The sequence below is a fragment of the Butyricimonas muris genome (genome assembly GCF_046365375.1).
GTDB lineage: Bacteria > Bacteroidota > Bacteroidia > Bacteroidales > Marinifilaceae > Butyricimonas > Butyricimonas muris.
The window spans coordinates 1-24,534 of record NZ_JBKEIT010000013.1 but is presented as its reverse complement, the minus strand read 5'-3'; the positions used below and the strand labels follow the sequence as shown (position 1 = coordinate 24,534).

Genomic DNA, 24,534 nt, shown 5'->3' with positions numbered 1-24,534 from the left:
TTATCCTTTATACTATAAACCCGCAACTTTTTATTCCGGTGACAAAATTGTGAACTTTTTTTTAAAGATTCGATTTATTTTTCGTTACTCCGTATCAACACGAGTAAAACAAGGTACGGGGAATCTTTTAGTAACTTGCGCAATGATTCGATAGCTCTAAGTTTGTAAGTCTTGGCGGTATTTACGGATATTTCCATTTCTTGAGCGAGTTCTTGAAGCGTTTTTCCTGCGAGTACTCCGGTGATAACTTGTTCGCACTGTTTGGGTAGTTTATTAATAGCTTCGTCCAATAGTCTACTGATTTCTTCTTCGATAATATAGTCTTGCGGTTCCTCTGTAACTTCCTCGTTAGGAAAATTATCCGAGATTATCTTTTGTCGATTTTTGAGATTGCGGGAAACGTTTAGAGCCCGGTTTCTCGTGGCGGTAAATAATAGCGAGTGAAGTGCGGCGGGAGATTTCAATTCTTCCCGGATTTGCCACGTATGGTGAAATATTTCAAGCACAATATCTTCCGCTTCCATGAGTTCCAGTTCATGGCGCATGACATAAGACACCAATGTTTTATAATATTGGCAGAATATAATCTCAAAGGATTTCTCATCTCCTTTGACGAATTGTATAAAATCTTTTTCGCTAATCACCATAAACAACTAATAAACTTAGCTTGCCACAAATCTAAATATAAAAAACAATAATCGAAAGGTATATTGATTTTCTTATTTTTATTTAATACATTTATCAACGTTAATTTAGTATATAAACTAATAAAATGAATATCATGACTACTACCCGTTGTTTGATAAATAGTTTAATATCAATGCTTTTCTGTATATATGGAGGAGCAGGTATTTCCGGTTTGAAAGCGAGTGTAATCTTTTCTGGAACAGTAGAACGGGACACGACCGTGTATCTCGTGGCGGATGAAGCTCCGCGATTCGAGGGTGAACTGGAAACATGGTTGGGTGAAAACATCCGCTACCCTCAAGAGGCGTGGGATAACGAGATTGCCGGACGGGTGATTATGGCATTCGTGATAGAGCCGGACGGGAGTATTTCGGGGGTCAAGGTGTTACGAGGTGCCCATCCCTCTTTGGACATGGAGGCAACGCGGGTTATCGGGGCAATGCCGAAATGGAGCCCGGCAAAGATTGGCGGTAAGGCGGTGCGTTTTTACATGACCTTTCCTTTGCTTTTCAAAATAGAACAACCGATGGCGGGAGTTCACTCTTACGAGGATTACGTGGCAATGTTAAATCGGGAAGCCGGGATTCCGCTGGATGAAGTGGCTGAAGAACAAGATCAGGAAATACTTCAAATTCTGATGGATAGAGAGCGTGTCCGATTCCGTACGGATGCGGAAGCCTATTTGTATTATCGAGAAGATTTACGAAAGAAAAAGAATGCGGTCACCACTCGTGCGGCAGGGTTACTTGAATGTTATAATTTCAAAAGTGCTAACATAAAAGTTCTGGCGGCAGTATTTGAACAGATTATCGGACAGGAATTAGCATTGGTTGAAGGGATTGGAAAGGAGAATTTCATAAAACGATACGCCGCTCTCTCCCCCCGTATCCGGCATCTGCGGATGCAGGAAGAGGTACGGTTGAAGGATTGCATGAACGAGCGGGAACATCGTCTGTATTTCACGCGAGAAATTAGTCCTAGAATACAGGCTCAGGAAGAAGTTGTCGGCGATTCGTGCTCGTGTGGTTGTATCTTCCATATACTCTCGCCTCTGACTGCGTACAGGGATTTGAACTACGCGTTAGCAAAAACGGTAAGATATCCTATTGTCGCGCAGGAAAGGAATATTCAAGGGAAAGTCTGGTTGAGCTATACCGTGGGAATAGACGGGAAAGTATCCGTGGTGGAAATTCTGCGTAGTGCGGACCCCGTTTTGGACAAAGAAGCGGTAAGAGCTCTCAAAAGTATCACTTTCCCGGTGCCCCCATACTGCCTTCTGCACAAGCGTAGAGTGGCACTTCGTTCGGTAGCTCCTGTTAATTTCAGACTGCAATAGAGAATCAGATAGAAGAAGTTCAATCAATAATATATTACTTATGGCGTTTGTGGTAAAAAGAGCGTGGAAAACAGGACTATTCCTGTTATTCACTTGTTGGTTCACGGGAGTATCGGTCGCGGAAGTTTCCGCTTCGGTCAAAGATTCGCTCTCGTACGAAAACTATTGCAAGATGTTGGAACGGGAAACTCGTGTCCCGGTATCCGAAATTCCGAATGACGAGGGAATGAAGTATTTGCAGGAACGAATCAAGGCAATGAAAAAAGAGTACGGGAACGACAAGCGGGCGTATGCCGCGATGGTGGAGCAACTTCGGGTACATATCAGGCAGGAGTCCTATGACCATGCAAGGAGATTAATGATTACCGCGAAGTTGACGAATACCCGTATCGACGATCTGGAAGCGGTATGCTATTATTTTAATAGTGAAAAATTGAAGTTGATGAAGGAACTTGGTCCGAAGAATTTTATTTATAATTATCTGGTGGCTTACCCGAAATTTGCTCACTTGAAAATTCTACAAGAGGCAAAAATGCGGGAATTCATGAACGAGAACGACCGTCGTCGGCATTTCTTGAAGAATGTAATGCCCTACACTTTGTCTTATGGGCAGGTAGCAGACGAGGAGATGCTGAAAGATTGTTTTTACGTACAGATGCCGGTATTTGCCCAAGGAAACGTGATGGCATGGATTTCTCAAAATGTAAAGTATCCCCCTGAGGCAATAAAAATAAATGCCCAAGGGAAGGTTTTTGTCAGTTTCGTGATTGAAACCGACGGTTCTATCACAGACGTGAAGGTGGTAAAAGGATGCAATCCCTTTTTGGAGCAAGAAGCGAAGCGGGTAGTAAGATGCTTCCCGAAATACATCCCCGCTTGGTGTCCGATCAAAAAGCGCAGTTTCCGGACAACCTACACGGCGCCGATCAGTTTTCGATTATCCTCACCCCCTCATTTGCCTGATGATCTCTCCATGTCCGCCCGCGACTTACTTTGAGTCACGAGATACACCCCGGTAAAAACCAGCACGGCAGCCACGGGCTTATCCCACGTGAGGCGGTCTTGTCCCATAAGGATTGCCAGTGTGGCGGCAACGAGGGGTTGGGCGTAATTGTACATGCTGATTGTTGTCGGGCGGATGCGTTTCAACGCGATCGGGATAAAGAGATAGGCGAGGAATGTCGCAGCGAATACCACGTAAAACACGCTTGCCAAAGCGCTGAATGTCGTGTCGGGGGAGAATAGTTTTGCTTCTACCACTTCCTGTATGCTGAACGGGAACATGAGAATCGTGGAAAAAAGAAACATCCATTTCATCAACGTCACGGGACTGTAACGTTGCGCGATAGGTTTGGATATAACCAGATACGTGGCGTAACAGATCACGCTGATAAAACAAAGTAAATTACCCGTCATCGAGCTGCCGGAACCACCCGAAATCCCTACCGCGTAAGAGTGCCAGATGATCAGCACCGCCCCGCAAGCCCCGATAAGTACTCCGCCCGCTTTTTTCGCGGTGATCGGTTCTTTCAAGATTAAGGCTGAAATCAACATCACCATCATGGGATTCATCGTCACGATCAGTCCCGCGTCGATTGGCGATGTCATGCCAAGTCCTTTAATGAAAGTGAATTGATTCATGGTTGTGCCTAAAATGGCACAAAAAAACAGAATTAATAAATCTTTTTTACTTACTTTTTCGTTTAAGACAAACAAAGAGGTGATCCAAAAAGCGAGGGCACCGAATGACATGCGTAGGAACGTGAGCCCGATGGGGTCGATCCATTCCGGCATTAAGGTTTTGGCGATCGGAATATTCAATCCGAAGAGAATGTTAGCAGAGAAGATAGCGATGTGTCCGTGCCATTTATCTTTTGTCATAGGCTGATGTATCTATATTGTCATACGAAAGTAGCTTATTTTTGTAATATAAACAGTGAGTGTATGAAAAAAATAAAAGTGGGGCTATTGCCTAAAATTATCGTGGCGATTATTCTGGGTATAGTATGCGGATTTTTCTTTCCCGATTGGTTGGTAAGGATATTTTTGACCATAAATGGTCTGTTCAGTAATTTCTTGGGATTCATCATCCCCTTGTTGATCTTGGGATTGGTTGCCCCGGGTATAGCGGATCTCGGTAAGGGTGCCGGGCGTTTGTTGTTGATCACGGCTTTGCTGGCATACGGCTTTACCCTTTTCTCCGGCTTCTTCACTTATTTTGCCTGTGAGCTGAGTTACCCGTGGTTGCTCGGTGATGCCGGAGAATTGCAACCGATAGAAGCCTCCGCGGCGGTGCCGCTGGCTCCCTATTTCACGGTGATGATGCCGCCGTTGATGGACGTGATGAGTTCTCTGGTTCTGGCATTTACTCTCGGCTTGGGAATGTCCGTGATTAACGGCGCGACCCTGAAAGGGGCAATGGAAGATTTCAAGGATATTATCAACAAAGTGATTGTCACCGTGATTATTCCCTTGTTGCCCTTGTATATCTTCGGTATATTTTTGAATATTTCCGGCTCCGGTCAGGTGTCCGGCGTGCTGGGCGTGTTCGTGAAAATTATCGTGGTCATATTCTTCCTGACCATTGTACTGTTGTTTATACAGTTCTTTATTGCCGGGTTCGTATCGAAGAAAAACCCGTTCCGCTTGTTCCGTAATATGCTTCCGGCTTACATGACGGCATTAGGAACACAATCCTCGGCTGCCACGATTCCCGTTACATTGGAACAGTCGATTAAAAACGGCGTGAACCGGGAACTGGCGGCGTTCGTGATACCGCTCTGCGCGACGATACACCTTTCGGGTAGTACGATGAAGATCGTGGCATGTGCCATGGCGATCATGCTTATGTCGAGTATGCCGATTTCTTTCGGGATGATGGCGGGCTTTATCTTTATGCTGGGTATCGCTATGGTTGCCGCTCCCGGGGTTCCGGGAGGAGCTATTATGGCAGCACTGGGATTGTTGCAGTCCATGCTCGGTTTCGATGAAACGGCACAAGGGTTGATGATTGCGTTGTATATTGCCATGGATAGCTTCGGTACGGCTTGTAACGTGACGGGTGACGGTGCTATCGCCGTGATCATGGATCGTATTAACCGGAACAGTAAGCATGTCGGCACGCGCGAAGAACTGGAAGAGGTAGCGGTAATCGAGTAATTCTCTCTATTACCTGTACGAGATAGGGTAGGAGTTAATATAATAGATAGTTTTACTAAGTATTAACGATAAATCAATTTCGATTTATTTCCTATTCAATTACTATTTTTTTACCTTTATAATAGGAGTTGAATGGGAGTTGAATAGGAGATGAATGGGAGTTGATATATAGAAAGTACAATTCTAATTCTATAATGGTACTTTTTTCAGTACTGTCCTCTCCTTGTTAATTTCGGTTAATTGGCAGGTCGTGTGAAGATAGACGCACTATTCTTTACCGTGATTTCAATGTTGGAAACAACTTCTTTATGTGGGGTATAGGGCTGTTCATGCGTATACAGGAATATAATTTAGCGCGGAGAGTTGTGAAAGAATTAAAATTTTTTCTACCTTTGTGTTATGGACTGTGCGGAGAGCCGCCGATGATGTCCTGTTTACAATGTTGAGGTTATAATTTTACATGGTTTAGGAGTAGCGACCTAGTAGGCAGAATTGCCATTAAACCGTGGAGATTGCAACACTCGCGTTGTTATATCTGTATATTCTTATGGATATATATTATAACGGCGTGGGGTTGCTTTTTTCATGATGGCGTTCGCTACTCCCATGAATTAAGCTAGCCCCTGCCGTTATCCTACGGCTCCGGGTTGACTTGTTCAGTCTGGAGTTTATTTTTTGAGGACTTCGGCTGAAATATAAATACTGGATAACCGGATGATTTTAGTATCGGGTTATTTTTCAACAAAGTAGACAAATTAGAAAAGTTTTTTTGTGCGGGTTTTAAATTGAACTTACAATGTTTGCAACCAGCTATTTAAGCCCGTGCTCGGAAAGGGGAAAGTTAGCTCCTCCCCTTTCCTTGTTTTGGAAAACGAGAGAGGGGAATAACCGGTAGGTGAATACCTTGACAAACTTAGAATACAGGAACGCGGGAGCCATACGCGACTACCACCCGCGTAAAGGGAGAAGGGTATGGCGTTTTGCCCTCTCCCGTTTTTACTAACTTAAATAACGAAGTATGGAACAACAGGAAGAAAAAATCGAGATAGTCGTCAACACGCGAAAAACTAAGGAAATAAGATTTTACGTGTACGCGGACGAGTGTACCGTGGATTGGGGTGACGGGAGCCGTGAATGTTACGCCACACCCAAGCCGGGTATTGAGGATTCGGATTACTGGCGGACACCTAAAAGACCCTATTGTGAACACTCGTACCGCGGGGTTAATCGCGTGGTCACGGTGACCGTTTCCGCCACGCGGTTATCGGAATTCATTATCGAGCATATCCCCGTGACGAGTGTCAGGATTCGGGATTGTGTCCATTTAGGTCATTTTTTTTGTATAGATTGCGGTCTGAGGCAATTGTACCTTGGCGATAGCCCGCGTTTGTATTACCTTAAATGTTCTTGTAACAATTTGCGTAAACTGGATTTGTCGGGTTGTTCCGGTTTGATGGGGTTGGAATGTGATTGCAATTACTTGACGGAATTGAATTTGTCCCGTTGTTTCAAGTTGCACACGCTCGCCTGCCGTTTCAACAGGTTGAAAAAATTGCGGGTTGCCGAGGGTGCGGAAAAAATTCATACCGTGAAGTGTTGTTACAATGATTTGTCGGCGAAAGAATTGAACCGGTTGTTCCGGGATGTCACTTGCTTGGTGGATTTCGGCTGTATAGATTACGGTTTGAATCCCGGAACTCGCGAAGCGGACAGGTATTGGCTTGACGAGCATCGTTGGCATATCACGAATTGTTACATGGAGAAGAAGACGGAAAGAATATTACGGGATGCCGGGATGGGTGGCAGGACAGAGTAATCCTATTTTGACAGTAGTATTTGTTATTTTCAAAAGTTATTGCGTAATTTGTGTAGCACTTTTTGTGCTACACAAATTACGCAATTTATAAATCATTGGTTATGAATAAAATATTCAATCAATTCGGCTCTTAAGGTGTTGATGGATAAAGAATACGTTTTTAAATCCGATAAGGGCTATCGCGTGTACGATCGTTTCATGGAATTGTGGTTGCAGACATTGCCTTATGGTAACTTATGACAACGAATGAAGCGTTTTGTTCGTAAGAATGGAAATTCTTTGTTAGCTTTGTGGGTATGATGAAAGATATGAAGACGATTATAGACTTATTCGAGAGAAGTTGTGAAATGTTTCCCGACAGACCTTATTTATGGGAGAAGAAGGACGGGGAATACAGGGCGACGACGTACACGGGGGTGAAACGGGAGGTGATGAACTTCGCCGGGGCATTGTGTATGTTGGGGTTGGAGCGTGGCGAGAGGGTGGCGTTGTTGAGCGAGGGGTGCAATAAATGGGCTTATTCGGAGCTGGGGATGTTGTATGCCGGGGGGGTGAACGTGCCGTTGTCGATTAAGTTGACGGATGGGGAGATTGTGTTCCGGATAGAACATTCACAAGCGAGGTTTCTGGTTGTTTCGTCGAATTTCCTGAACCGGGTGAAAGGGATTGAAGATCGGGTACAAGGCGTGGAGAAGATTATCGTGTTGGATTCCGCGGTGAACGAGGGGCGTTATATCGGTTTCGAGGAATTGCAGCGGAAGGGAGAGGAATGGTTGGCGGGACACCGGAACGAACTGGACGAAAGGGTGAAGGCTATCGACGAACGTGACCTCGTGAATATCTCTTACACGTCGGGGACGACTGCCGAGCCGAAAGGTATCATGCTCTCGCACCGGAATTACGTGACTAACGTGTTGCAATCGGATTCGCTTATCCGGATACCGGACTATTATAAAGTGTTGTTGTTCCTGCCGTGGGATCATAGTTTTGCCCACACGGTGGGGCTTTACTCGTTCATGTATAACGGGGCTTCGGTCGCGTCGGTGGATTACGGGCAATCGGGAATGGAGTATTTGCGCAATATTCCCGTGAACCTGCAAGAGGTGCAACCTCATATATTGTTGAGCGTTCCGGCGTTGGCAAAGAATTTCCGTAAAAATATAGAAGCGGGCATACGGGCACAAGGACGTTTCACGGAACGTTTATACCGGACGGGATTAAGGCTCGTTTATAAATACAACGGTTTCGGGGACGACCGGGGCAAGGGATGGAGATGCTTGTTGAAACCTCTGGTGAAATTGTGGGACGCGGTGTTGTTCTCGAAAATCAGGAAACAGGTGTTCGGGAGAAATTTGCGCTTCTTTGTCGGAGGCGGTGCCTTGTTGGATATCGAGTTGCAACGTTATTATGCGGCATTGGGCGTGCCGATGTTTCAAGGCTACGGGTTGTCGGAGGCATCCCCGGTGATTAGTTCCAACACGCCCGGGCGCCACCGTTTCGGTTCGTCCGGAACGCTGGTAAAACCGATGGATATCCTGATTTGCGACGAGGACGGGAAGCCGTTGCCTCACGGGCAGAAGGGGGAGTTGTGGATCCGGGGCGGAAACGTGATGGAAGGATATTGGCGCAACGAGAAAAGCACTGCCGAAACGGTTGTCGATGACTGGTTGCACACGGGTGATCTGGGATATCTGGACGAAGCGGGTTGGCTGTACGTGCTGGGGCGGTTCAAGTCATTGCTGATCGCGAATGACGGGGAGAAATATAGTCCGGAGGGTATCGAGGAAACGATAGCCGAGCAATCCGGGTACATAGATTATTGTATATTGTATAACAATCAATCGCCTTACACGGCGGGGTTGATCGTGCCGAATAAAGCCGCCTTGCGGGAATATGTCGGGAAACGGAACATGGAACCGGATTCCCCGGATTCCTATCGTTTGATGATAAAGAAGTTGCAGGAAGAATTGATGGCTTACCGGGTTGGCGGGCGCTATGCTAATTTGTTCCCGGAAAGGTGGTTGCCCGCGGTGGTGGCTATCCTGCCCGAACCGTTGACAGAGCAGAACGGGATGATAAATTCCACGATGAAAGTGGTAAGAACTCGGGTTTACGATCATTTTAAAGAAGAAATCGACTATCTTTACACCCCGGAAGGGAAGGATATGGCGAATAGGCATAACCTTCAGAATCTGAAAAGAATAATGAATAAAATTTAGAGTTTAGAATTTAAAATTTAGGATGTAGCGTGATGGGAATCTAAAATCTAAAATTTAAAATCTAAAATTAAAACATGGGTCGTCGGAAAACAAAACAAGTAAAAGTCGGTGATATTTATATCGGGTCGGAGTATCCGGTGCGCGTGCAGTCTATGTTGAACACGGACACGATGGACACGGAGGCTTGCGTGGAGCAGGCGATACGGATTATTGACGCGGGAGGTGAACTGGTGCGTATCACGGCTCCTGGGGTAAAAGAAGCGAAAAATTTAGCCAATATACACGCGGAATTGCGCCGGAGGGGGTACACTACACCGCTTTCGGCTGATATTCATTTCAACCCGGAGGCAGCGATGGAGGCGGCGAAACACGTGGAGAAGGTACGTATCAATCCCGGTAATTTCGTCGACAAGCGCGCCACGTTCCAGACGTTGGTTTACACGGACGAGGAATACGGGGAGGAGTTGCGGCGGTTGCGGGAGAAGTTCACGGCGTTTCTGGACGTGTGCCGGGAACACGGCACGGCGGTGCGAATCGGTACGAATCACGGCTCCCTGTCTGACCGGATTATGAGTCGCTACGGGAATACGCCTGCCGGAATGGTGGAGGCGACGATGGAGTACTTGCGCGTGTGTCGTGACGAAGAGTTTGATAACGTGGTGATCTCCTTGAAGTCCAGCGATTGCCGCGTGATGGTGGAGGCGGTGCGTTTGCTGGTGCGGCAGATGGAAAAAGAGGGGATGGATTACCCGTTGCACTTGGGAGTGACGGAAGCGGGAGAGGGGGAAGACGGGAGGATTCGCTCGGCAGTAGGTATCGGTACTCTCTTGAACGAGGGATTGGGCGATACTATCCGGGTTTCACTGACGGAGGAACCGGAACGGGAAATTCCCGAGGCATTAGCTTTGAGTATATTATGTGGTCGCGTTGACGTGGGTGTGGAACCTGTTAAGTTAGACGGGTGTTATTCGCGCCCGGTGCTTGTCGCGGATATATCCAAGGTGGATTGCATAGACGAAGCGGTGATGGAGAAATTGGATTTTCACGTGGCAGCGGTGAATGATCCGGTGTACGGCGATATGTTGCGAGGGGGAGTACGCGCCCCGGAGATTATTTATACCGAGGCACTGGGACCGGAATTGACAAAATTGCCGGATTCGGTGACCGTGGTCGTGCCTTTCGAGATGATAGATGTGGCGCATGTTTATAACCGTAAGGCGGCAGCGTTAATCAGTGACAAGGAGTTTCTTCGCCTTTCGCGTCCCGTGGAGGGAGATGGTATTTTCGTGGAGGTGCGTAACGGGAAGTTCATGAATGCCGATTTGGCGAGAAAATTGAAGGAGAATAAGTCGGCTGTCGTGGTGCTTACCTTGGATGTGGCTTCTGTTGCGGTGTACCGTGTTTACTTGGGGGGGCTTGAACGTTTAGGTATTGAAAACCGGGTGATTATTCGCTTGATATCGAAAGAGAAAGATGTATCGACGCTTCGTTTGTTGGCGGCGGCGAATTTGGGAGGTTTATTCTTGGATCGATTGGGATACGGGTTGTGGTTGTCTTGCACCGGGGTGCCGGATGCGTTCTATGGCGTGCAGTTGAGCCGGGATATTTTGCAATCGGCGGGAGTGCGCCGTTATAAAACGGAATTTATCAGTTGCCCGGGATGCGGACGGACATTATATAATTTGCAGGAGTCGGTGGCACGGGTGAAGGAGGCTTTCGGGCACTTGAGCCGTTTGAAAATAGCCGTGATGGGATGTATTGTCAACGGGCCCGGGGAGATGGGTGATGCCGATTACGGTTACGTGGGTGCCGGGAACGGGAAGGTGAACCTGTTCCGCGGGAAAGCGATGGTGCGCGTGGGTGTGCCGGAAGGAGAAGCTATTGAAGCGTTAAAACAATTAATTATAGAAAGCGGAGATTGGAATGACTGATGTAAAGGACAGCGCTCCACTTGTACTGGGAACGGAGAAAATCGGGAAGTTGCTGATGCAATACGCGATTCCCGCTATTATTGCCATGACGGCATCTTCGTTGTACAACATGGTGGACAGTATATTTATCGGGCATGGCGTGGGACCGTTGGCTATCGCGGGATTGGCTATCACTTTCCCGTTGATGAATCTGGCGGCGGCGTTCGGTTCGCTGGTGGGGGTGGGTGCCTCGACACTGGTGGCTATCAAGTTGGGGCAGAGAGATAAGGAGAGCGCCAATCAAGTGTTGGGCAACGTGGTTTTGATGAATGCTATTATCGGGTTGGTGTTCATGACGGTGGCTCTGGTGTTTCTTGACCCGATATTATTGTTTTTCGGGGCGAGTCCCGATACCTTGCCGTATGCCCGGGAATACATGGAGGTGATTCTGGGAGGTAATCTGGTTACCCATATTTACATGGGGCTGAATGAGGTACTGAGGGCGTCGGGCTACCCGAAGAAGGCGATGACGGCGACGCTGATGGCGGTGATAGTGAATTGCGTGTTGGACGCGTTGTTTATTCTCGTGTTCGAGTGGGGAATAAGAGGGGCGGCGTTGGCGACGATCGCGGCTCAGGTGATATCTTTGAGTTGGCAGTTGCATCACTTCTTCGATAAAAAGAGTTTCCTGCATTTCCAACGAGGCATATTCGGGTTGAAACGGCATATTGTCGGGGGAATGTTGGCTATCGGGTTATCGCCGTTCCTGATGAACCTGTGTGCCTGTTTCGTGGTTATTCTGATTAACAAGAGCCTGAAAGCTCACGGGGGAGATTTGGCTATCGGGGCTTACGGTATCGTGAACCGGGTGGTCTTTTTGTTTTTGATGATCGTGATGGGATTCAATCAAGGGATGCAGCCTATCGCGGGTTATAATTTCGGGGCTCGGCAATTTGATCGACTGAAACAGGTATTGAAATACACTGTCTTTTGCGGGGTGGCGGTGACGACTATCGGTTTTTTGGCGGGGCAGTTGTTCCCGCGGCCGATTATCTATCTTTTCACGTCGGACGCGGATTTGACTCGTATCGCGGTGGAAGGGTTGCGTATCGTGTTGATATTTTTCCCCGTGGTCGGCTTCCAGATGGTGACGTCGAGTTTCTTCCAGTCCATAGGGATGGCGAAGAAAGCGATCTTCTTGTCGTTGACCCGGCAATTGCTGTTCTTGATCCCTTCACTGTTGATTTTCCCGAATTTCTTCGGCACGGTAGGAGTCTGGATGAGTATGCCCGTGGCGGACGCCATCGCGACGGTTGTGGCGGCGTTGATGTTGAGGTGGCAATTAAAACATCTGAATGTGTAAATAAATTTGTACATAATGGACGACAGGTTTGGGAAAAAAACGGTAGTTTTGTAGAAGAAATAGCTTAAAGATAGACTTATGGAGAATTTTGTTATTACCGTCGGACGTCAGTTCGGTAGTTGCGGCAAGGAAATAGGGCACGCCTTGGCGAAGCGATTTAATATTGCTTTCTACGATAAGGAGTTGATCGCGTTGGCTTCCAAAGAGAGCGGACTTTGTCAGGAATTTTTTGAAAAGGCGGACGAGAAAAATTCGGGGAATCTCTTGCAGGCTTTTGCTGCTGGGTTTACGTTCGGGCCGTTCCAGTACAATGATTTCCTTTCGAACGATAAACTTTTTCAGATACAATCGGATGTAATCCGGAAAGTGGCGAATGAACACTCCTGTGTCATCGTGGGGCGTTGTGCCGACTATATTTTGCGGGACAACAAAAGATGTATCAACATATTTATCCATGCCGATATGGAAGAACGGGTGAAAACCGTGATGAATCGCCAGCATATTCCGGAACAGGACGCCCGCGAGCTGGTGCGCAAGATGGATAAGACACGTCCTAATTATTACAATTTTTATTCGGATAAAGAGTGGGGTGTTGCCGCATCCTATCATCTGTCGGTGGATTCTTCCCTGCTGGGGGTGGAGGGAACGGTTGATTTTATCGAACAGTTCGTGAAGAGAGCGCTGAATGAGGAAACAATTTAAGATTTATGATTTCGGATTTACGATTTAGGATTGGGAGTAATCTTAAATCGTAAATCAAAAATCATATAAACGTTTTATTTAAATATCCAAAATGCCAAGAGGGCAAGCAAGAGTATAGAGCCTAAAAATATAAAGGTGAAGCGGAAGTAATATAGCTTATCACTCTGTTCCTTGAGTGCGAATTCTTTTTCAGCTTGTTCCAATTCCTCTACCGAGAAATTTTTTGAATAGGGAGAATGTGATTTCTTTTTTTACTTCTGAATGAATATTGTAAATGTATAAAATTATTAGCAGAAATCAAATTATTATCCGGTAATATGTTAGATTATATGTTTTGAATTATACGATTTGTATAATTCAAAATAAATAATAACTATGCGCTTTCTTGATCTTTTTCTTAAATTAATTTTTTCTGAAAAAAGTTCGAATTTTCCTCACCCCTAAAACGTCTTTTTGGTGCTTTAGGGGAAAAGTGCTAATAATTGAAAAATGGCAACAGAAAGAATTCACATTGAAACATCGGAAATAGACCTGAAAGACGCCCAGATTTTCAAGGCTGTTTTCAATATGTTTTATCCTCGTGCCTACACTTTTACGTTGAAGTTGCTTCAGGACGAGGTCGTTAGTGCTGACATAACTCAAGAGGCTTTTCTGTACATGTGGGAAAAAGCATATTGTTTCCCGGATTTGCTTGCGTTTAAATCTTACTTGTATAGTTGTTTGAAAAACAAGACGCTGAATTATATCCGGGATTATAGGGTGGAGCGAGGAATGCAGGAATTGAAAGATGTTTTCGTGGATGAGGTCGACATTGACCATTTGATAATAAAGCAGGAATTGAAAGCCCGGATACTGGATGAGGTGAACAGGTTGGGAGGGGTGAAGCGGGATGTTATTTTATTACGATTGGAGGGATATAGTTATGATGAGATTTCAGAAGAATTGGGATTGAGTATAAACACGGTTAAAACTCATAAAAAGCAAGCGTATAAGGATTTAAGAATTCATTTGTCGGATTATAGCCAGTACGTTCTCATGTTGATTGTATTATTAGCAATATGTTTTTGTTAGCAAGTAAAAGGTATATCTATGAAAAAAATAAGGAAGGATATAGAGATAAGTGATTTACTTTACAGATCTCTGCGGGGAGAAATCACCGTTGACGAGAAAAAGTTGTTGGAGGCTTGGTGCTTGGAATCGAGGAACCGGGAGTTGTTTATGGAACTTCGGGAGGCGGATATTCTTTATGAGGGAATAGCGGATATGAATAACGTGGACACGGAAGCGCCTTTCAAAAAAATGAATGACAGGATAAGGCGCAGGAAACATGTGCGGATGATGAGATATTTTTCGGGGATTACTGCCGCGGTACTGGTGGTGGCGGTATTGTTTCTTTGGAGCGCAGAAGAAAAAGAACCGACAAGAGCGATTCCGCTTTCTTCTGTTTCCAAAGGGCGAATGGAACCTTTTGCGACTTTGGTGACGACCGGGGGGAAGGTTGTTTACCCGGAAGATTCTGTGAAACAATTGGCTGTAAACACGAGAGAGAGCAAATTTGTTTTTCCGGTAGAGGAAACGACCGACGAATCACAACTTGTCCAAATGCAGGAAATTGAATATAACGTGCTGACGACTTCTAAGCAAGGAAATATAAAAGTAACGCTGTATGACGGTAGCCACGTGTGGTTGAATGCCGGGAGTGAATTAAGATACCCGAATGCATTTGTCGGGAATAAACGAATCGTGTACTTGAAAGGGGAGGCATTCTTTGAAGTGGTGAAAGATGATGTCCATCCTTTTATTGTGAACACGGCTTCTGCCGTGATTAACGTGCTGGGAACAAGTTTTAACGTGAACGCTTATGATGTATCGTGCGTGACTACATTGGTGGAAGGCCATGTGCGAATGAAAAACGGGAAACGGGATAGCGTGGAACTTCGTCCGGGAGAACAGGCTTTTCTGACAAAGTACGGGGACATCAGGGTGCGTGAAGTCGATGTAAGATATTCCACGGGTTGGATGAATAACCTGTTTGCCTTTAAAGAAACACCATTGCGGGAGATCATGGATGTGCTGGGCGAGTGGTACGGCTACACGTTCCGTTTCGAGGACCCGAAAGTCGGGAATGTTTTATACACGACCATGGTAAAGAGATATCCGGATGTGGACAGCGTGTTGCGGGTATTGGAGGGAACGGGTGATTTCCGGTTTATAAAGATAAATGACATTATTATCATAAAAGGAAAATAGACAAAGAGCCTCGTATCTCTTTGCCTATCTCATACTTAAATTTCAAGTTAAAAACACAAATCTATGAAAAAAAAACCGATTCATTGCTCTTTAAAAGAGCGGATTTTTAGGAATGACAGGTTTTTAAGACAATTCCTTGCGTTATTGTCTTTGCTTGTCATAGGAAACGTGGGAATAACCGTGGCGCAAGCCGTCCCGAAGTTCACGGTGAATTTTAAGGACGCTTCGTTGACGGAAGTGCTGGATTATTTAGGGAAAAACAGCGACTATACCTTCACGTACAACAGTGAGAACGTGAAAAATGAAACCGTGAAGATTACCGAATCTTTCAAGGACGCTACATTGGAACAAGTTCTCACCAAATGTTTGGAAAAGACCCGTTTTGATTTTAATGTCGTGGAAAACCATGTCATTATAAAAAATAGGACGGTGTCAATGAATGAATTCCGTGTAAAAGGTAAGGTTGTTGATATGAAGGGACAACCTTTGCCTGGAGTGACAATTATGTTGGATGGTACTAAAGTTGGTTTTGTGTCAGATAACCAAGGGGCATTCAATGCAGTGATTCCGGTGGAGAAAGGAGTTCTTTCTTTGTCTTTTATCGGTTTTAAAACAAAAAAGGTGAATTTTGAATCTGGTAAAGAGCTGGTTGTTAAGATGGAAGAAGATGTGGCAGGGTTGGATGAAGTGACGGTTGTTGCGTATGGTGAACGTAAAAAGAGAGAGATGATCGGTTCGGTTTCCAGCGTGAAAGGGGATGAAATAAAGGAAATACCCTCTTCCAGTTTGGAGTCTCTTCTTCAAGGACGTATGGCGGGAGTAGAAATCACGAATATGTCCGGAGCTCCCGGTGGGGGTGGGGCTATTGTTGCTATTCGCGGTTATAATTCATTGATAGACCAAAATTCACTTTCGTTGGGTGATTACGGGGAACCTTTGTACGTGGTGGATGGTATTCCTATGCAGGGATTTACCTCGCCGGTAACGGGTACGAATACTCTTTCCGCTATTGACCCGGCTACCATTGAATCTATTGAAGTTTTGAAAGACGCAGCCTCTGCCGCAATCTATGGTTCTCGAGCAGGTCGAGGGGTTATTCTGATTACCACGAAAAAAGGGCGTGAAGGGGAAGCTAAATTTTCAGCGAATGTGTCCTATTCTTGGTCTCAATTGCCTTCGACTCCTGAGCAAACAGCGGGACGTGCAGTACGAGATTATGCGTTAACGGCGTTGAGAAACCAGACGAGGCCTTATCAGGATCCTGTAACCGGGATTTATAAATTTCCGCACAATTTGCAGGAAGCCTATGGCCTTTATAGTTATGGGGCAGTGTACGACGGTTTTTGGCATAAATCTTTAGTAGGAATTCAAGAAGGACAAAATCCTGTATTTAGTGTAATACAAGATAGTTTGAATCCGTTTTATAATAATGCCACAAACTGGTTTAAGTATGCGTTTCGAACCGGAAAAGTCTTAAATGCGAATATTCAAGCAAGTGGAGGAAGCGCTAGAACACAATATTTGATAGGTGCGGGAGTTTACGATGAAAAAGGGATCGGGTATGGTAGTGATTTTACCCGTGTAAATCTTTTGACGAACTTGAATGTTCAACCGGTGAGAAATTTCTTGGTAGATTCTCGGATTTCTTTGACTTATATGTCTCGACAACGAGGAGATGCAACCGGAGGAATGAAATCTGCTCAAAAGATTGAAAAGATGCCGGTGGATCCGACAAAAACATCATCATTTCTGCCGGGTGGTGGTTGGATAGAAGAAAAGTTGTTGGAAACGATCAACGAGCAATCGGAGAAGAACGAATCGTTTGATTTGAAGGCTTCGCTTGTTTTAAATTATGATATTCTTCCCGGTTTACGTTTGAGTTTGAATGGCTCGGCCAGCTTTAGTCTTGCCACATTGAATTTATTTTTACCGAGGAAATTAGATAAGTATGGATTGAACACTTCTAAATCTGAAATAGAAAGACGTCTGTCCGTGTTGAATGAAAATTTACTTAGTTATAAAAGATCATTTAATGAATCTCATAATATTGATTTGTTAGCGGGGCTTTCTTTCCAGAAAAACACGGGGAATTTTAATTTTGGACAAGGAAGAGGTGGTGCAAGTGATAAAATTCATTACATCTACGAGGGATTTCCTGAGTTACCGGCGGCTAATATGACGGTTGGCGATGGAGATAAAATACTTCAACACGCTCGGTCTGATTTCGAAGAAACTTCAATGGTGAGTTGGTTTGCGCGTGTTGCTTATAACTATAAGCAACGTTATTTGACAGAGTTTACATTCCGTCAGGATGGTTCTTCGGTTTTTGGTGATAAAAATAAATATGCGAATTTTCCTGCAGTAGCTTTAGGTTGGGCCTTTTCAGAGGAAAAATTCTTGGATTGGGCATGGTGGCTGAGTTATGGAAAATTTAGAGTATCGTATGGGAAATCGGGAGAAATATTTCCTGACGCCTATCGGGCGCATGGTTTGATGATTCCCGGAGGAGAATTTCTTGGGCGTCCGTTGATGAATATAGATGATAATGCGCTGAAGAACGGAGGGATGATTAATCGTGAGTTGAAATGGGTGAAACATGATCAATACGATTTCGGCTTAGATATGGATTTCTTCGATTATAGGTTAAAATTTAAAATAGATTATTATTATCGTTGGTCCACGGGAGTGATTGCTAATTCCAAGATCCCCAAAACGATTTATTTGTATGAAAATCGATGGGTGAATGCTAATGATATTTCCAACGAGGGACTTGAGATTGAAGTGGTCGGGGATATTATTCGTGGAGAAAACTGGAGTTGGAGAACACGTTTTAATGCTTCCCGTAACTGGAATCGTTTGAAAAAGACTTTTGATGGTAAAGACGTGGGATTAACGAACGGGATTCCTCACCATATGTTAGGTAAACCGTTATATAATTTGTGGGCATTCGTGCATGGGAAAGTCTATGAACATGAATCGGAGATTCCGACATACTATACGCCTAATGGTGAAAAATACACGATGTATTTGGCAGATAATAAATATCCTTTCGGCGTTGGAATGAAGGAAGTGGTTGATATGAACGGAGACGGAATTGCCGACTATCGGGATAAACGTAATATGGGACAAACATTGCCGAAAATATATGGTGGCTGGGCTCATGAGGTACGTTGGAAGAATTGGGATTTAAACGTGTTGTTGAATTACTCGTTCGGAAGAAAGATTGCTTGTATGTATCGTTCTGATTCAATGGACCCGAAAGAGGTTATTGGCGGTTCAAATCTTTACGTAGATCTTGATGATGTACGTTTCTGGGAAAAACCGGGAGATGCTGCGATAAAAGGGATTTATCCGCAATTATCCTATTTTGATGCGACGATGTTACAATTTAGTCTGATAGGAGGGGTTTTGTCTAGTCAGGTGGAAACGGTAAATTACGTGAAGTTGAAGCAATTAACTATTGGTTATAACGTGCCGAGAGAGTGGTGTCGAAAGATAAAATTGGATAATGTTCGGGTATTCTTTACCGGGGAGAATCTATTTACTATCACGGGTTATTCCGGTGAGGACCCAGAAGTCGTGAGTATATTTACCGGTATTGATAATTATCGGGCTTATCCGTTGGCTCGTAAGTTAACTTTAGGTTTAACTGTAAACTTTTAATAGGATATGATGAAAAAATTAATAATATTAGGATTGTGTGTGGCAAGCTTTACCGGTTGCGATAGTTTTATCGATTTGACACCGGAAAATGCAGTAACCTACACGAATGCCATGGAAACACCGGAAGAGATGGAAGCCGTACTTTCCAATGCTCAGGCTTGTTTTCAAGGGACATTTACAAAATTGAAAATACAAGAAAAAGCCGGGGCGTATTGTAATGGAGCGGTAGCGGGTTTCGGGGGACCTGCTAGTTACGTGGATGCTAAAGCGCATTTGTGGGATAACGAGATGATGAATACGGGATATTGGGGAGGACATTATGCTACTATCGGGTATGCCAATATCGTGGAATATAACGTGAAATCAAATTGGACCGAAGAGGCTAAAAACTATTTTTGGGGGCAAGCCGCTTTTTTGAAAGGGATGTGTTATTTTGACCTTGCTCGTTGTTGGGGGGAAGCTCCGGTTGTTGTAAATAATGATTATGAAGCTCCGCAAGTGGCAAAGAGTTCCAATCACGATTTGTTGGAAGAAGCAACTCGCAATGCGTTACGGGCCTTTCAGTATTTGCCAAGATATCGGGATTTGAAATATGCTGATGGAACGCAAATGGACAATCGGCAATATGGTAATAAAGAGAGTGCGGCAGCTTTATTAGCACACCTTTACGCGTGGAGAGCTGCAGTGGAAGAAGGAATTACTCCAGACAAGTCGAAAGAGTATTGGGAAGCTTCGGAGAAATACGCTTCGATGCTTGTTGATGCGAATGGAGAATTAGCAGGGTATGTCAACTTAGCTTCAACAATAGAGAATTTGCAGAAAAATACGTTGAATTCTCGTTATGGAGAAGAGGCTATTTTAGAGTTGGAATTCAACACGAAATATACACAAACTATGCCGGGAGAAGATTTTTACGTGGGTGCGAGTGCATGGGGGTATCCTTATAAGTATGGTTCTTATGAAGGAGATCGGATTGATATTAGTGTTAGCTGTAAATTAATAAACGATTTGTACGGAGAGAATACTGCGGATGAACGGAAGGTTGCTTATTTTGATGTAGAACATTATGATCCGGAGGCAACCTTTACCTGGCCGGATGAACCGGCTCGTATTGAGGTGTATGAACCTTTCCCGGGATGGGTTATGACGCAGGTTGTAGGGGGATTACCGGAGGTGGCTGTTAATCGAGCATACGTGAAAAAGTTTAATAAAGAATTTATATATACAGATGATCCGAATCAACCGGAAAAATACGTGAATATGGATTGTAATAAAATATTATGGCGTTATTCCGATATTCTTCTTTTAAGAGCTGAGGTACGAAATTTCTTGGGAAAAACGGACGAGGCAATCGCGGATTTGAATCGTATCCGGTCACGTGCAAAAGCAGATGCGTATCCGGCAGCAAATGATGCCAAGGGGTTACAATACGCTATATTCCAAGAGAGAGAAAGAGAGTTAATCTACGAGAACCATCGTTTCTTTGATATTATGCGAAATAAAGGATATTATAAAACGGAATTGCCCGCTAATTTCCGTATTTTGACAGAGCAGGAGGTGAAAGATGGTGCATTGTATTTGCCTATTGATAGGGATGCTTCGGAATATAACAAGTTAATGATGCCTAACAAGTACTGGTATAGTAAGAAATTTTAATTAAACGTTACGCTGATGAAAAGAATATATAGTATAGCAATTGTTTTGCTTGGTTTTATCGTTACATCTTGTGGAACGGATTATGGATTTATTGATACAGGGCTATCGAAAACACACGAGGAAAAAACAATGTATGAATATTTCCAGACAGATTCCTATAATTGGTCTTTAGTAAAACAGATGGTTGATAGAGCTGGCTTAAAATCGATGTTTAATGGGGAAGAATCTGATTATAAAGAGATCATGTTTCTAGGACCGGTAGATAATACGATTAGACGTTGGATGTGGGATCATGAATACCGGGAAGTGGAGGAAATTGATGCCGCATTGTGTAGAAAAGTTATATTGCGTTATGTCTTTAATAAAGTATATGAGCGTGAAGATGTTCCGGAGAAGACGTCAGAAACCGGCGATGGTGGCGTGAATCTTGTTGCGGCGGCGAATAATCCCGTGTGGTTTTATTCTGTTAAAACACCATTCCAAGACAATCCTAACGTGATGATAACCTCTTTGGAATTGGTTATGAAAGATAATGGGCAAAAAGCCTATATCGCTTCTTCCGGTATTAAAGTGAAAAACGGGATGCTACATTCTTTGGATGACTCACATAAAATAGGTACTGATATAAATTGATATGGTTATGAGAAAAATATTAGTAATTGGTTTTTTAATGACATTATTGGGAATTGCGGTTGGATGTCATGATGAAGATGTTAGTTATTTGGACGTTTCTGCTATGGAGTATCCGTTGAATTCAATGACTGTAATATCTGGGTTAACACTTGATGATACATTAACTATGAAACCGGGTAGTGCACCTTGGGATCCACCTACTTATCCTTATAAATCGAGGATAAAAAATAATGCGCCGTGGGTTTCACTGGGATTTTATGGAGGAACAGTGGAAGGGGCTCGTCCGTTACTCGTGACATTGGAAAGTGTAAAAGTAAAGGGGGAAAAAGCGAATGCAGAGGTGTTGAAAGAAGAATTGGTTATCGTGGGAGAAGGAAGATTGGAGATACCTTTGTACACGAAAATACCGCTTGGTGAATATGTCTTGTCTTTTCGAGTGGCGAATGTATCAGGGAGTGATGTTGTTGAAGACGCATTTACTGTTATCGTGACGGATGATAAAACACCTTGGTTGAATTGAATTTGGCAAAATATCAAAACGTGCGTGAGTGGTTTATAGTTACATGCGCAAAGAATAAGAAGTTTCACAGGTTGAAAATTAACAAAAATAAGAATTGAGATAATATTATCTTGATGAGAATAAAGAGGGAGTTGAACACAAATCGGCTCCCTCTTGTTTCGTATTTTTGTATTAATGGAGGGAAAAGGCGTTTCATCCCGTGTAATAAATGTCGATTTGACAATTATTCACTGTATACAAGTTAATCTCGTGCCCGTCGGTAAATATTTCATGAGGCATAAAATTAATTGTCAATGAAAACAAATTTATCGGGTGTAATCGCACCTTCACGCTTGTCACCGCTGGTGGCTGATGGCTTGTTTATTCGTCAAGACGGGTATTACAAGAAATATTTTTATGCCGATATCCTCTGTATCGAGGCATCGGGTAATTATTGTTATTTTTATTTTGAAGATAAATCCCGTGTTACAGTGGCATGTCGTTTGGGTGCCGTGGAACGGCAACTGCCGGACGCTTATCTTGTTCGTGTGCATCGGGGTTTTATATTGAACCTGCGTTATGTCGACACGTGGGCGGGCAATTCCTTGCGTGCCCGGGATAGATGGATCCCGATGGGTGATTATTACCGGGCAAACGTTTTGTCTTGTTTTAATATATTGGATACTTCCCGGGAGAACCCGAGAACGGGGGACGAGGAGTAGGTTTATTTAATATTCACCGGTCTCGTGGATAAGTTTATCGGCGGGCTCCGGTGGAAGGTTTGTCGATTTTGATGTAGTGTTTTGTTTGTCAATTTATTGATGAGATAGATTCCCGGTAAAGACAGGGAGTAATTCCGGAGAAGACAGGGAACAAAGTCCTTTTAAACTCCTTTCAAACTCGTTTCAAAAACCTTCCCGAAGGTCTTTGAAACGAGAGTGCCACGAGGGGGAAACGTGAGAGAGGGAGTATTCGTTGGGAATATGGTCTTGTATTACCCTGAAAAAAGTTTACTGTAAACCATAGTAAACCAATGTCAGAATTAGCAAAAATTATCAAACATCGTCATTTCCCCGTTCGGGTAAAATTGTCGGCAGTTCGTGATCGTTTGATCGAGGAACTAGATTACGCGGAGGTTTTAAGCAAGTATGATGTCAGTTCTTCTACCTTCCATGGATGGTTGACTAAATATAAACCCCGAGTGATGTCGGAAGCAAGTTATAAACGCTTATCTTTACCAGTGCATGATCCTAAAACTTTATTATCAATGACAGACAAGGAAGTTCAAGAACTGGAACACTTACGCGAGGAGTTAGAGAAACAAAAGGTACTTGTAGAAGCTTACGAGCTGATGCTTGAGTTAGCTAAAGACCGTCTTCACGTGGATGTAAAAAAAAACCACGAGGAGATGTTATTAGCGGGATTAGTGACCGCCAAAAAGCTCGGGAGGGCAAAGCGATGACAGCATACCTGTGCAACTCGCTAGGTTACAGCAAGCAGGCTTATTACAAGAGCCTTCGCTCGAGTAACGACGAGGAAGAACGTGAACGTTACGTTCTTTCCATTGTTGAAGAGATCCGTCGTGATTTGCCTCGTTTGGGGGTTCTGAAGTTGTGGCGGATGCTAACGGGTAACGGTTTGATGGTTGGTCGTGATTGGCTTTCCCGTTTGCTTCACCGGCATGACTTGATGGTAAAAATGAAGAAGTATCGCGTCATTACCACGGATTCCCGCGCGTGGCGTCACCAGTACCCGAACCTGGTGAAAGGCACTCGAGTCGAGCGCTCTAACCAAGTATGGGTTAGCGATATCACTTACCTGTCGACGGGCAAAGGTTTTGTTTACCTTTCCCTGGTGACGGACGCTTACTCGAGGCGGATCATGGGCTGGGATGTACACCCGACTCTGGATTCGTCTGGTCCGGTGAAAGCCTTGTACCATGCCCTAGAGACCGGAGAACACGGCTCTTTCAAGGACTTGATCCATCATTCTGACAGGGGCGGTCAATATTGTTCGGCCTTGTACACGGGGATATTGAAATTGCACGGGATACGTGTCAGCGTGACCCAGGACGGCTCTCCATACGATAACGCTATCGCCGAGAGGGTGAACGGGATTTTAAAGAGAGAATGGTTGAACGATATCCCGTTGAAGGATATTCATGACGCCAGGAAACACGTCAAGAGGGTGATTGAAATATACAACAAGAAAAGACCACACCTGGCCGTTTGTTGTCAAGTGCCGGAGCAAGCCTACAAGGACAAAATGAAAAAATTTGCCAGGGTAATGTTTTGAGCCGGGCGATTTTTCCTTCTCCCGGGGAATTCCCCGGGAGAAGGAAAAGAAAGTAAACCTTTGATAGGAAGTATCATTTATTTAAAGTAAACTTGTAACAGTAGATTACAACAATACTACATTTTTTAATTTATTGAATATCAAATCGAGTAAACCAATTTCAGGAAACTACATATTGACTATAAAACCGTGTGTGATAGATGGTGTAGAATCAAGAGATGTCCACTCGTGTGTTTCTTCAAGGCTTTGATGTCTAGTGTTTTGTAAAAAACTTTAAAAATACTGGTCAGAAAATTTGGAAAAAGGGAATTTCTTCGCTTATCTTTGCACCCGCTTTCGAGAGAGA

20 protein-coding genes are annotated in these 24,534 nt (G+C 44.2%); 18 read left to right on the top strand and 2 right to left on the bottom strand.

Annotated features, from left to right (window positions below):
- Window positions 1-74: 74 nt before the first annotated feature.
- Complete coding sequence (locus ACK8P8_RS19015) at window positions 75-647, bottom strand: RNA polymerase sigma factor (RefSeq protein ID WP_369860174.1); 573 nt, start codon at window positions 645-647, stop codon at window positions 75-77.
- A 173-nt stretch (window positions 648-820) separates the two neighbouring features.
- Between ACK8P8_RS19015 and ACK8P8_RS19010 the strand changes: the two genes are divergently transcribed.
- Together ACK8P8_RS19010 and ACK8P8_RS19005 are read left to right on the top strand one after the other, a co-directional pair.
- Window positions 821-2,023: an energy transducer TonB gene (locus ACK8P8_RS19010; RefSeq protein WP_410026146.1), complete on the top strand. Its 1,203-nt coding sequence runs from the start codon at window positions 821-823 to the stop codon at window positions 2,021-2,023.
- A 40-nt stretch (window positions 2,024-2,063) separates the two neighbouring features.
- Window positions 2,064-3,020 carry an energy transducer TonB gene (locus ACK8P8_RS19005; RefSeq protein ID WP_410026145.1) on the top strand — a complete coding sequence of 319 codons (957 nt, stop codon included), beginning with the start codon at window positions 2,064-2,066 and terminating at the stop codon, window positions 3,018-3,020.
- Here the strand turns inward: ACK8P8_RS19005 and ACK8P8_RS19000 are convergent.
- Window positions 2,975-3,904: a DMT family transporter gene (locus ACK8P8_RS19000; RefSeq protein WP_186975851.1), complete on the bottom strand. Its 930-nt coding sequence runs from the start codon at window positions 3,902-3,904 to the stop codon at window positions 2,975-2,977. The two genes, ACK8P8_RS19005 and ACK8P8_RS19000, sit on opposite strands and share 46 nt — an antisense overlap.
- A 63-nt stretch (window positions 3,905-3,967) precedes the next feature.
- Between ACK8P8_RS19000 and ACK8P8_RS18995 the strand changes: the two genes are divergently transcribed.
- The 16 genes from ACK8P8_RS18995 to ACK8P8_RS18925 all read left to right on the top strand — a co-directional run bounded on the left by ACK8P8_RS18995 (window position 3,968) and on the right by ACK8P8_RS18925 (window position 24,188).
- Window positions 3,968-5,182 (top strand): dicarboxylate/amino acid:cation symporter, encoded by a 1,215-nt coding sequence (locus ACK8P8_RS18995; protein ID WP_410026144.1) that lies wholly within the window; start codon window positions 3,968-3,970, stop codon window positions 5,180-5,182.
- Between the two features lie 1,018 nt (window positions 5,183-6,200).
- On the top strand, window positions 6,201-6,998 hold the full coding sequence (locus tag ACK8P8_RS18990; RefSeq protein ID WP_186975849.1) for a leucine-rich repeat domain-containing protein: 798 nt from the start codon (window positions 6,201-6,203) through the stop codon (window positions 6,996-6,998).
- 105 nt (window positions 6,999-7,103) lie between these two features.
- Window positions 7,104-7,238: a hypothetical protein gene (locus ACK8P8_RS22270; protein WP_494545989.1), complete on the top strand. Its 135-nt coding sequence runs from the start codon at window positions 7,104-7,106 to the stop codon at window positions 7,236-7,238.
- 56 nt (window positions 7,239-7,294) lie between these two features.
- Entirely contained in the window at window positions 7,295-9,217 is a 1,923-nt protein-coding gene (locus ACK8P8_RS18985; RefSeq protein ID WP_410026143.1) for an AMP-dependent synthetase/ligase, read from the top strand.
- A gap of 74 nt (window positions 9,218-9,291) precedes the next feature.
- The gene (gene ispG / locus ACK8P8_RS18980; protein ID WP_186975848.1) at window positions 9,292-11,148 is read left to right on the top strand and encodes a (E)-4-hydroxy-3-methylbut-2-enyl-diphosphate synthase; all 1,857 of its coding nucleotides are present in this window, start codon (window positions 9,292-9,294) and stop codon (window positions 11,146-11,148) included.
- Window positions 11,141-12,490: an MATE family efflux transporter gene (locus ACK8P8_RS18975; protein WP_099291793.1), complete on the top strand. Its 1,350-nt coding sequence runs from the start codon at window positions 11,141-11,143 to the stop codon at window positions 12,488-12,490. Before ispG ends, ACK8P8_RS18975 begins: the two co-directional genes overlap by 8 nt.
- A 78-nt stretch (window positions 12,491-12,568) precedes the next feature.
- On the top strand, window positions 12,569-13,192 hold the full coding sequence (locus tag ACK8P8_RS18970; protein ID WP_186975847.1) for a cytidylate kinase-like family protein: 624 nt from the start codon (window positions 12,569-12,571) through the stop codon (window positions 13,190-13,192).
- A gap of 489 nt (window positions 13,193-13,681) precedes the next feature.
- Window positions 13,682-14,263 carry a sigma-70 family RNA polymerase sigma factor gene (locus tag ACK8P8_RS18965; protein WP_186975846.1) on the top strand — a complete coding sequence of 194 codons (582 nt, stop codon included), beginning with the start codon at window positions 13,682-13,684 and terminating at the stop codon, window positions 14,261-14,263.
- Between the two features lie 18 nt (window positions 14,264-14,281).
- A complete protein-coding gene (locus tag ACK8P8_RS18960; protein WP_186975845.1) occupies window positions 14,282-15,442 on the top strand; it encodes a FecR family protein in 1,161 nt (386 codons plus the stop codon).
- Between the two features lie 63 nt (window positions 15,443-15,505).
- Complete coding sequence (locus ACK8P8_RS18955) at window positions 15,506-19,105, top strand: SusC/RagA family TonB-linked outer membrane protein (RefSeq protein WP_099291797.1); 3,600 nt, start codon at window positions 15,506-15,508, stop codon at window positions 19,103-19,105.
- 6 nt (window positions 19,106-19,111) lie between these two features.
- Window positions 19,112-20,761, top strand: coding sequence for a RagB/SusD family nutrient uptake outer membrane protein (locus ACK8P8_RS18950; RefSeq protein ID WP_186975844.1), 1,650 nt, complete (start codon window positions 19,112-19,114; stop codon window positions 20,759-20,761).
- Between the two features lie 15 nt (window positions 20,762-20,776).
- Entirely contained in the window at window positions 20,777-21,394 is a 618-nt protein-coding gene (locus ACK8P8_RS18945) for a hypothetical protein (RefSeq protein WP_141560937.1), read from the top strand.
- Between the two features lie 7 nt (window positions 21,395-21,401).
- Window positions 21,402-21,914, top strand: coding sequence for a hypothetical protein (locus tag ACK8P8_RS18940; protein ID WP_141560938.1), 513 nt, complete (start codon window positions 21,402-21,404; stop codon window positions 21,912-21,914).
- Window positions 21,915-22,207: 293 nt separating this feature from the next.
- Window positions 22,208-22,615, top strand: a complete 408-nt coding sequence (locus ACK8P8_RS18935) for a LytR/AlgR family response regulator transcription factor (RefSeq protein WP_186975843.1) — start codon at window positions 22,208-22,210, stop codon at window positions 22,613-22,615.
- A gap of 311 nt (window positions 22,616-22,926) precedes the next feature.
- Window positions 22,927-23,355 carry a hypothetical protein gene (locus ACK8P8_RS18930; protein ID WP_099292896.1) on the top strand — a complete coding sequence of 143 codons (429 nt, stop codon included), beginning with the start codon at window positions 22,927-22,929 and terminating at the stop codon, window positions 23,353-23,355.
- Window positions 23,352-24,188, top strand: a complete 837-nt coding sequence (locus tag ACK8P8_RS18925) for an IS3 family transposase (protein ID WP_099291958.1) — start codon at window positions 23,352-23,354, stop codon at window positions 24,186-24,188. Before ACK8P8_RS18930 ends, ACK8P8_RS18925 begins: the two co-directional genes overlap by 4 nt.
- Window positions 24,189-24,534 lie beyond the last annotated feature (346 nt).

Coding starts and splice junctions, on each gene's coding strand:
- ACK8P8_RS18930 (WP_099292896.1), top strand. CDS start 22,927: ATGTCAGAATTAGCAAAAATTATCAAACATCGTCATTTCCCCGTTCGG.
- ACK8P8_RS19005 (WP_410026145.1), top strand. CDS start 2,064: ATGGCGTTTGTGGTAAAAAGAGCGTGGAAAACAGGACTATTCCTGTTA.
- ACK8P8_RS18990 (WP_186975849.1), top strand. CDS start 6,201: ATGGAACAACAGGAAGAAAAAATCGAGATAGTCGTCAACACGCGAAAA.
- ispG (WP_186975848.1), top strand. CDS start 9,292: ATGGGTCGTCGGAAAACAAAACAAGTAAAAGTCGGTGATATTTATATC.
- ACK8P8_RS18950 (WP_186975844.1), top strand. CDS start 19,112: ATGATGAAAAAATTAATAATATTAGGATTGTGTGTGGCAAGCTTTACC.
- ACK8P8_RS18925 (WP_099291958.1), top strand. CDS start 23,352: ATGACAGCATACCTGTGCAACTCGCTAGGTTACAGCAAGCAGGCTTAT.
- ACK8P8_RS19000 (WP_186975851.1), bottom strand. CDS start 3,904: ATGACAAAAGATAAATGGCACGGACACATCGCTATCTTCTCTGCTAAC.
- ACK8P8_RS18975 (WP_099291793.1), top strand. CDS start 11,141: ATGACTGATGTAAAGGACAGCGCTCCACTTGTACTGGGAACGGAGAAA.
- ACK8P8_RS18965 (WP_186975846.1), top strand. CDS start 13,682: ATGGCAACAGAAAGAATTCACATTGAAACATCGGAAATAGACCTGAAA.
- ACK8P8_RS19010 (WP_410026146.1), top strand. CDS start 821: ATGCTTTTCTGTATATATGGAGGAGCAGGTATTTCCGGTTTGAAAGCG.
- ACK8P8_RS18995 (WP_410026144.1), top strand. CDS start 3,968: ATGAAAAAAATAAAAGTGGGGCTATTGCCTAAAATTATCGTGGCGATT.
- ACK8P8_RS18935 (WP_186975843.1), top strand. CDS start 22,208: ATGAAAACAAATTTATCGGGTGTAATCGCACCTTCACGCTTGTCACCG.
- ACK8P8_RS18940 (WP_141560938.1), top strand. CDS start 21,402: ATGAGAAAAATATTAGTAATTGGTTTTTTAATGACATTATTGGGAATT.
- ACK8P8_RS19015 (WP_369860174.1), bottom strand. CDS start 647: ATGGTGATTAGCGAAAAAGATTTTATACAATTCGTCAAAGGAGATGAG.
- ACK8P8_RS18985 (WP_410026143.1), top strand. CDS start 7,295: ATGATGAAAGATATGAAGACGATTATAGACTTATTCGAGAGAAGTTGT.
- ACK8P8_RS18955 (WP_099291797.1), top strand. CDS start 15,506: ATGAAAAAAAAACCGATTCATTGCTCTTTAAAAGAGCGGATTTTTAGG.
- ACK8P8_RS18970 (WP_186975847.1), top strand. CDS start 12,569: ATGGAGAATTTTGTTATTACCGTCGGACGTCAGTTCGGTAGTTGCGGC.
- ACK8P8_RS18945 (WP_141560937.1), top strand. CDS start 20,777: ATGAAAAGAATATATAGTATAGCAATTGTTTTGCTTGGTTTTATCGTT.
- ACK8P8_RS18960 (WP_186975845.1), top strand. CDS start 14,282: ATGAAAAAAATAAGGAAGGATATAGAGATAAGTGATTTACTTTACAGA.